Below are 6723 nucleotides of genomic sequence, written 5' to 3' on the forward strand. Positions count from 1 at the left end.
TCAGTCGTGGAAGACGATCGTGCGATGGCCGTCGATCACCGTGCGCTGCTCGAGATGGTCGCGAACGGCTGCCGCCAGCACGCGCCGCTCGACGTCACGGCCCTTACGGATCATGTCATCGGGCGAGTCCGCATGTGTCACCGGCTCGACTTCCTGCCGGATGATCGGTCCCTCATCAAGATCGGAGGTCACGTAATGCGCGGTCGCGCCGATCATCTTCACCCCCCGCGCATGCGCCTGATGATAGGGTTTGGCGCCCTTGAACCCGGGCAGGAAACTGTGATGGATGTTGATGCAGCGCCCCGACAGAAACGAGGCGAGATCATCCGACAGGATTTGCATATACCGCGCCAGCACCACCAGATCGGCGCCGCTTTCGTCGACGATTTGCTTGATCCGCGCCTCCTGCTCCGGCTTGCTGTCCTTCGTCACCGGCAGGTGGTGGAACGGGATATGCTCGGGAAGCCAGGTTTCCAGCGCATCGCGCGAATGGTTGGAGACGATCCCCACCACATCGGCGTCGAGCTCCCCCGTCCTATGGCGATAGAGCAGATCGACCATGCAATGGTCGAACTTCGACACGAGGATCAGGATACGCTGCCGATCGGCCGACGATTGCAACTTCACCTCCATCCCCTCGCGCTCAAACTCGCCGACCGCCGTATCGAGCGGCGCGCGGCCATTGCCGAGCCGGAACACGATGCGCATGAAGAAACGGTCGCTCAGCTTGTCGAGGAAATGCTGCGCCTCGAGGATATTGGCCCCGGCCCCGAACAATTTTCCGCTGACACCCGCCACCAGCCCCGGCCGGTCGGCACAGGATACCAGCATGCGATAGGTCGTCGTCGCACCAGTCATTGTCGTCATCCTTGGAAAAAAATCGGTCAGCGGGCGATGGCGGCACCGGCGGCTGCCCATTCCGCCATCTTTTGCAACCCGCCAAAGGGATATAGGTGAACCGTCACTGGACCCAGCACCGCCGGGTCAATTTCGCGCGCCAGTTCCGCATAGAGCAGGTCGGGCCCGGCGGTATTGAACAGCTTGGCCAGCGACGTCCCGTATTTCGCCATGACCTTCGCCGACGCGCCGACCCCGCATCGCGCGGCGAAGCGCAGCAGCGTGCCGACATTGGCCGGACCGGGAAGGCCGACGCGCACCATCCCGCCGAACCCGTCGGCACGAATGTCGCGCAGCCAATCGACGATGGGCGCGCCATCGAACGCGAACTGGGTGAGGATTTCAATTTCCACGCCCGATCCGGAGAGGTCGGCGATCTTGTCGCGGCGCGCCTGATCCAAGCGTTCGCGCGATATGGCGGGATGCCCCTCGGGATAGCCGGCGATGCCCACCGTCCGGATGCCGTGGCGCGCCGGATCGACCGCGCTGATCAGCGCGCGGGCATCGGCGAACGGTCCCGCCGGCTGCGCCAGATCGCCGGCGATCACGAACAGCCTTTCCACCCCCGCCCCGCAGGACAAGCCGTCGAGAAAGCGTTGAAGCGTGTCCGCGGATGCAACCCGACGCGCCGCGACATGCGGCATCGGTGTCAGTCCCAGTGCCCGCAATTGCGCCGCCGCCGCGATCCGCGCCTCGTCGCTCTCGTTCGGCAGGTAGGTGATCGAAACCACCGTGCCGTCGGGCACGATCGGGCGAATGGCCTCCAACCGCATGGCGTCCTTCGCAGAAATCTCGAACGAGAAACCCGAAAGCAGGTCGGCGCGGGGCGCATCGCCGGAATCAATCATCGAAAGGGTCGCCACACAAACATCCTCCAATAACAACCGGCATTCGTGCCGTGCTTGATCTTCCGAGACGTTATGGGGATGGCCGCGCGGTCGGAAACACACGGATCGGCAACAAACTATTGCACAAAACTGACAGATGCGCGGGCGCGCCTACCGAGCTGCGGGGCTGAATGACGGAAAAGCCTGCATCTTGTCGGTTCGCCAGTGCGATCGCACGACTGTTCACGAAATCGCACCAGATTGTTGCGCACCTGTCGCTTCGATCCGTCGCTCGCAACGCCTAGACTCGGCGCCATAAAATGCGCGCCAGCGCTTGGTGACTAGATGGAGAGGATCATGGGCAGTTTCGCAAAAAATCAATGGTATGCCGCGGCATGGCTCAGCGAGCTGACCGATGCGCCGCTCGCCCGGCGTATCCTGGACGAGCCGGTGGTGCTGTTCCGCACGCCAGAGGGAACCGTCTCCGCCCTGCTCGACCGCTGCCCGCACCGGCTGGTGCCGCTGTCGATGGGAACCGTGACCGGGCGCGGCTTGCAATGCGGCTATCACGGCATGACCTTCGGCGGGAACGGTCGCTGCGTCCATATTCCGGGGCAGGACACGATACCGCCACAAGCGCAGGTGCCGAGCTACCCGATCGAGGAACGCTACGGCATTGCATGGATTTGGATGGGCGAGGCCGATCAGGCCGATCGGGCGCTGCTGCCCGACATTCCGTATCACGACGATCCCGACTGGGAACGAATCGATGGCGGCTATCAGCACCATCCGTCCAACTATCTCAACATCGTCGAAAACCTGATGGACCCGGCGCATACGACCTTCGTCCACAAACAGACGATCGGCAATCCGGCGGCCGCCGACACACCGGTGACGATGGAGCGCACCGACGAGCATATCGTTGCCTATAAATGGCTCAAAAACTCGCCGCCCTCGCAGATGGACGTGAAGATCAAGGATTTCGGGGACGAGAAGGTAGATCGAGGGATTTTCTTCTACTTCATCATCCCGTCGACCTCGCGCGTCGACGTGATCACCATGCCGGCCGGGCTCGAGCCGACGGAGGAAAATTATAATAAGGGGCTGCGCAACAACAGCTACAAGTTTCTGACGCCCGAGAGCGAGACGAGCACGCACTTCTTCTGGATGCACCTGCGCAACTACAAGGTCGGCGACAAGGCTTGGTCGGAGCGGATGCGCGGCGTCTTCGAACAGACCTTCCTCGAGGATCGCGACATCGAAATGGCGATGCAGAGCTGGCAGAACGAGGTCGGCGTGCGCCAGTTCGTCGGGCTGGAGATCGACCGCGCGCCGACCATCGCGCTGAGGATGATCGGCAAGATGGTGAAGGACGAGAAAGCCGAACGCGAAACGGCGGTCGCGTGAGCGCCCCGCTCGCCGAACCGCGCGTGGCCACCTTTACCGCGCGCGCGCCGCACATCACCTGCTGGACCGAGTTGCGCGCGCTCAACGTCCTCGCCGATATCGGCGTGCATCATCACGAAATCGGCCGTCCCCAGCCGCTCACCATCCATGTCCGGCTGGAGGTGATCCCGCCCGAACGCGACGCAATCGACGCGGTGTTTGACTATGTGGAGGTGAAGGCCATCGCTGAGCGGCTCGCGCGCGAACGGATCGTGCTGGTCGAAACCTTCGCGCTGCGTCTGGCGCGCGAATGCCTCGCCCATTGCTGCGTCCTGACGGCAGAGGTTTCGATCGAAAAACCGCAGGGCGTTCCCGGCGCCAGGGCGGGCACCAGCGTTCGTGTGGCCGACGGCTCCCGGCTCAACCTTCCTTGAGCTGCCTCAACTCGCGCCGCGCCGCCTGATACCGCGGAAGCACCGAACCGGCATAGGCCTGGAACACCGGTAGGTCCGTGGGATCGATCCCGGCCTGTTGCGCCAGCCGTTCGATGATCGCGTCGGATTCCTTCATATATTCCTTCTGAGCGATCCGGGCGGCGGGAAAGGTCGTCTTGTCAAACCGCCTGGCGAGTTCGTCGCGTATCCCGGCTTCCGCCGCATCCCCCGGCGTGAACACCTTAAGCTCGCACGTTTCGGCCAAGCCCGTTTCGAGCAGGAAAATTCGCAGCTTCAGACAATGCGGACAGGTCGCCTTCAGATAGAGCGCAGGGCGGAAGTGCTCGCTCATGCGAAGGCGATCCCGGTCGGCGCAGGAACCGAAAGGCTCGCAGCCGTCGGCGTCAGCATGCCCGTCGCCGGGTCAATCCGGAAGGCCGTCACCAAATCCGACGCCTGGTTCGCAACGAGCAGCCAGTCGCCATCAGGCGAGATCGCGGCACACCACGGCCTTTCGCCGCCCGCCGCGATCCGTTGTACCATTTCGGGTAAACCGGTTTGCGCATCGAGCGCGAGGACAATGATCTCGTGCGTGCCCCGGTTCGACAGATATAGGAAGCGTCCGTCGTTCGACATGGCGATCGCAGCGGCGCTTGGCTCGTGCTCGGCCCCGGCCTCGTCCAGCGACATCACGGCGACCTGTTGGATCGCGCCGTCTTCCCAGCGATAGACATAAAGCTCCGCCGACAATTCAGTAAGCATATAGGCGAAACGCCCGTCGTTGCCGAACAGGATGAGCCGCGGCCCTGAGCCCGGCCCTGTGTCCACAAATGCGGGCTGCGCCGGTTCCAGCGCAAGGCCCTCGGCGTCGAAGCGATAGATGTATAGCTTGTCCGTGCCCATGTCGGGCACCAGCAGAAACCGGCCTGACGGGTCGAGCGTGACACCATGCGGATGTGCCGATTTCTGGCGGCGATGCGGTCCTGACCCCTCCTGGCGCTGCAACGAACGAACCGGCTCCAGCACGCCGTCGGAGCGCACGGGAAACACCCCCGCCTGTCCCCCGCCAAAATTGCACACGAACAACGCCCGGCCATCGGGCACAAGATCGAGATGCGTCGCACCGCCGCCGCCGGAGGATCGCCCGCCAAGCCCGAACAGCGCGCCGCTCTTCGCATCGTAGCGGAAGCTGACGACTGCTCCGTCGCGATCGCCGGCATTGCCCACCTCGCTGGTCGCGAAGAGCAGGCTGCGTCCCCTGTCGGTCGTGACCCATGTCGGCCGCTCGACCTCCGCCGCCCAGCCGATTGGCGCCAGTGTCCCGGCGGCCGTGTCGTGCCGCGCAGCGAAAATACCCTGCCCGGCTTCGGTCGCCTGCGTTCCGATAAATACCGTCTGCTGCGTCAACGCCTGTTTCCCCTGACGATCGCGCTCCTCGAACCAATTCGTCCAAATTGGCCTTTACGCGCCCACCGCATCAAATTGCTTCCCTGCGCGCGGCGATAAATAGACCGCCGCAACCGATCACAGCATGAGCGCGCATATTGCCTGCCGAAACCCTCCGGCAATAGGTTTTACGCAAAGGAGCGGCGCGAATGGCCGTTGACATAATCCGGGAGGGCTTACGATGAGCAACCAGAACGGCGATGCGCCCGCATCCCCCGATCCGGCACGACCCGACGGCGGGGCACCATCGGCAGGGTCCGAGTCCGCGCCCTCGAAAGGGCGCTTCAAGCTGGCTATGTGCTTTCTGGTCGCTGCGCTGGAAGGATATGACATTCAGGTCATCTCTTCCGCGGCGCCGCAGCTTCGCGTCGCCATGAACCTGCGCCCGGACCAGATCGGGATATTCTTTGCCGCTACGTTGATTGGATTGGCTATCGGCGCGGTTCTTGGCGGCTGGTTTTCCGACCGCTACGGTCGAAAACCGGTACTTATCGGTTCGGTCTGCGCGCTGGGCCTCTTCACTTTCCTCACCACGCTGGTAACGAGCTATGATGGATTGCTGATTACCCGCATCCTCGCCGGCATCGGGCTCGGCGGCGCGATGCCGACGCTGATCGCCACGGTGGCGGAACTCAGCGGCGGTCGCCGTACGACCAGTGCAGTGACCACGATGATCTGCGGCCAGCCCACCGGCGGAATCGTCTCGGCGTTGACCGGGCAGACGATTGCCAACGCGTTCGGCTGGCAGAGCCTCTTCTTCACCGGCGGCGTGCTCACTCTGCTGATCGTTCCCTTCGTGATCTTCCTGATCCCGGAAACTGGAAAACCGCTCCACCACGAGGCACGCACGCCGCAGATGCCAGCCGCGCGCGCGCTGTTTGGCGACGGCCGCACGGCAAGCACCCTCTTGTTGTGGCTGATCTTCATCCTCGCGCTCGCCCTGCTCTCGATCCTGCTTAGCTGGACGCCGCTGCTCGTCATCGGAAAGGGACTGGGCAAAATGGTGGGCCTCAACACGGTCATCGCCATCAATTTCGGCGGCATACTGGGCGGCCTGGCAATCAGCCGTCTGATCGATCGTCACGGCGTGCGCTGGCCCATGATCGCGCTTTTTGCAATCGTCACAGTCAGCCTCTTCCTGTTCGCCAATGCGGCTTCCTCAATCGCGATGATCCTGTTGGGTGTTGCGGTCGGCTTCGGGGTTCTGGGCGCGCAGTTCACGCTATACGGAATTGCACCTCGTCTTTATCCCGTCGCGGGGCGTGGGTCCGGTGTTGGAATTGCAGTAGCAATGGGGCGCGTTGGCTCAATTCTAGGCCCCATCCTGATCGGCGACTATATCCATGGCGGTGCGAGCGAAAACGAAGCGGTGCTGTTGATGATGCCCGCTGCGGTCATTGCGGGCTTAGCGGTATTCCTACTCGCGAATAGTTCGAAAGGAGTGCTCGATATCGATCTGGCCGCCGGCCCCCAGAAATAAGGAAAAAGGACAGCGGCGGATGCTAACATTACAGTTGCAATTTGGTTGTGAGGTGAGCCGGTTTTGCTGCGGCTTGATGAACTCGCCTCCAGCATGACCAGGCGATGTTGCAGGCAGGCTCGATCCGGCGTTGAGCGAGTTTGACGGCGATGCGCCGGACCTCCTGAACGGACCAGCGGATCAACTCCTGATGGCGGGCATCTTCGGTCTTTTTGGGGGCGTGGTGTTGTTGGCGCGGTATCGGACTACAGCC

The 6723-nt window shown here is 63.0% G+C and carries 8 protein-coding genes; 3 read left to right on the plus strand and 5 right to left on the minus strand.

What is annotated here, in order from left to right:
• Together purU and KY084_RS14815 are read right to left on the minus strand one after the other, a co-directional pair.
• On the minus strand, positions 1 to 858 hold the full coding sequence (purU, locus tag KY084_RS14810; protein ID WP_219239256.1) for a formyltetrahydrofolate deformylase: 858 nt from the start codon (positions 856 to 858) through the stop codon (positions 1 to 3).
• Positions 859 to 884: 26 nt separating this feature from the next.
• A complete protein-coding gene (locus KY084_RS14815) occupies positions 885 to 1760 on the minus strand; it encodes a methylenetetrahydrofolate reductase (protein WP_343228038.1) in 876 nt (291 codons plus the stop codon).
• Positions 1761 to 2081: 321 nt separating this feature from the next.
• On the opposite strand from KY084_RS14815, the gene KY084_RS14820 reads away from it, so the two are divergent.
• On the plus strand, positions 2082 to 3131 hold the full coding sequence (locus KY084_RS14820; RefSeq protein WP_219239257.1) for an aromatic ring-hydroxylating dioxygenase subunit alpha: 1050 nt from the start codon (positions 2082 to 2084) through the stop codon (positions 3129 to 3131).
• Entirely contained in the window at positions 3128 to 3544 is a 417-nt protein-coding gene (locus KY084_RS14825) for a dihydroneopterin aldolase (RefSeq protein WP_219239258.1), read from the plus strand. Before KY084_RS14820 ends, KY084_RS14825 begins: the two co-directional genes overlap by 4 nt.
• Here KY084_RS14825 and KY084_RS14830 read toward each other — a convergent pair.
• The gene (locus tag KY084_RS14830) at positions 3531 to 3896 is read right to left on the minus strand and encodes a glutathione S-transferase N-terminal domain-containing protein (RefSeq protein ID WP_219239259.1); all 366 of its coding nucleotides are present in this window, start codon (positions 3894 to 3896) and stop codon (positions 3531 to 3533) included. The two genes, KY084_RS14825 and KY084_RS14830, sit on opposite strands and share 14 nt — an antisense overlap.
• The gene (locus tag KY084_RS14835; protein WP_219239260.1) at positions 3893 to 4951 is read right to left on the minus strand and encodes a lactonase family protein; all 1059 of its coding nucleotides are present in this window, start codon (positions 4949 to 4951) and stop codon (positions 3893 to 3895) included. Before KY084_RS14835 ends, KY084_RS14830 begins: the two co-directional genes overlap by 4 nt.
• Before the next feature lie 220 nt (positions 4952 to 5171).
• Between KY084_RS14835 and KY084_RS14840 the strand changes: the two genes are divergently transcribed.
• Positions 5172 to 6470 carry an MFS transporter gene (locus tag KY084_RS14840; RefSeq protein WP_219239261.1) on the plus strand — a complete coding sequence of 433 codons (1299 nt, stop codon included), beginning with the start codon at positions 5172 to 5174 and terminating at the stop codon, positions 6468 to 6470.
• A gap of 28 nt (positions 6471 to 6498) precedes the next feature.
• Here KY084_RS14840 and KY084_RS14845 read toward each other — a convergent pair.
• Positions 6499 to 6723, minus strand: a 225-nt coding sequence (locus KY084_RS14845; protein WP_219239262.1) for a hypothetical protein, incomplete at its 5' end; no start/stop codon positions are given.

Origin of the sequence: Stakelama flava (assembly GCF_019351405.1) — a bacterium.
Taxonomy (GTDB): Bacteria; Pseudomonadota; Alphaproteobacteria; order Sphingomonadales; family Sphingomonadaceae; genus Sphingomonas; species Sphingomonas flava_A.

Bases quoted from the DNA above. Each gene is read 5' to 3' on its own strand.
- purU (WP_219239256.1), bottom strand. From the start codon at position 858: ATGACTGGTGCGACGACGACCTATCGCATGCTGGTATCCTGTGCCGAC.
- KY084_RS14820 (WP_219239257.1), top strand. From the start codon at position 2,082: ATGGGCAGTTTCGCAAAAAATCAATGGTATGCCGCGGCATGGCTCAGC.
- KY084_RS14830 (WP_219239259.1), bottom strand. From the start codon at position 3,896: ATGAGCGAGCACTTCCGCCCTGCGCTCTATCTGAAGGCGACCTGTCCG.
- KY084_RS14840 (WP_219239261.1), top strand. From the start codon at position 5,172: ATGAGCAACCAGAACGGCGATGCGCCCGCATCCCCCGATCCGGCACGA.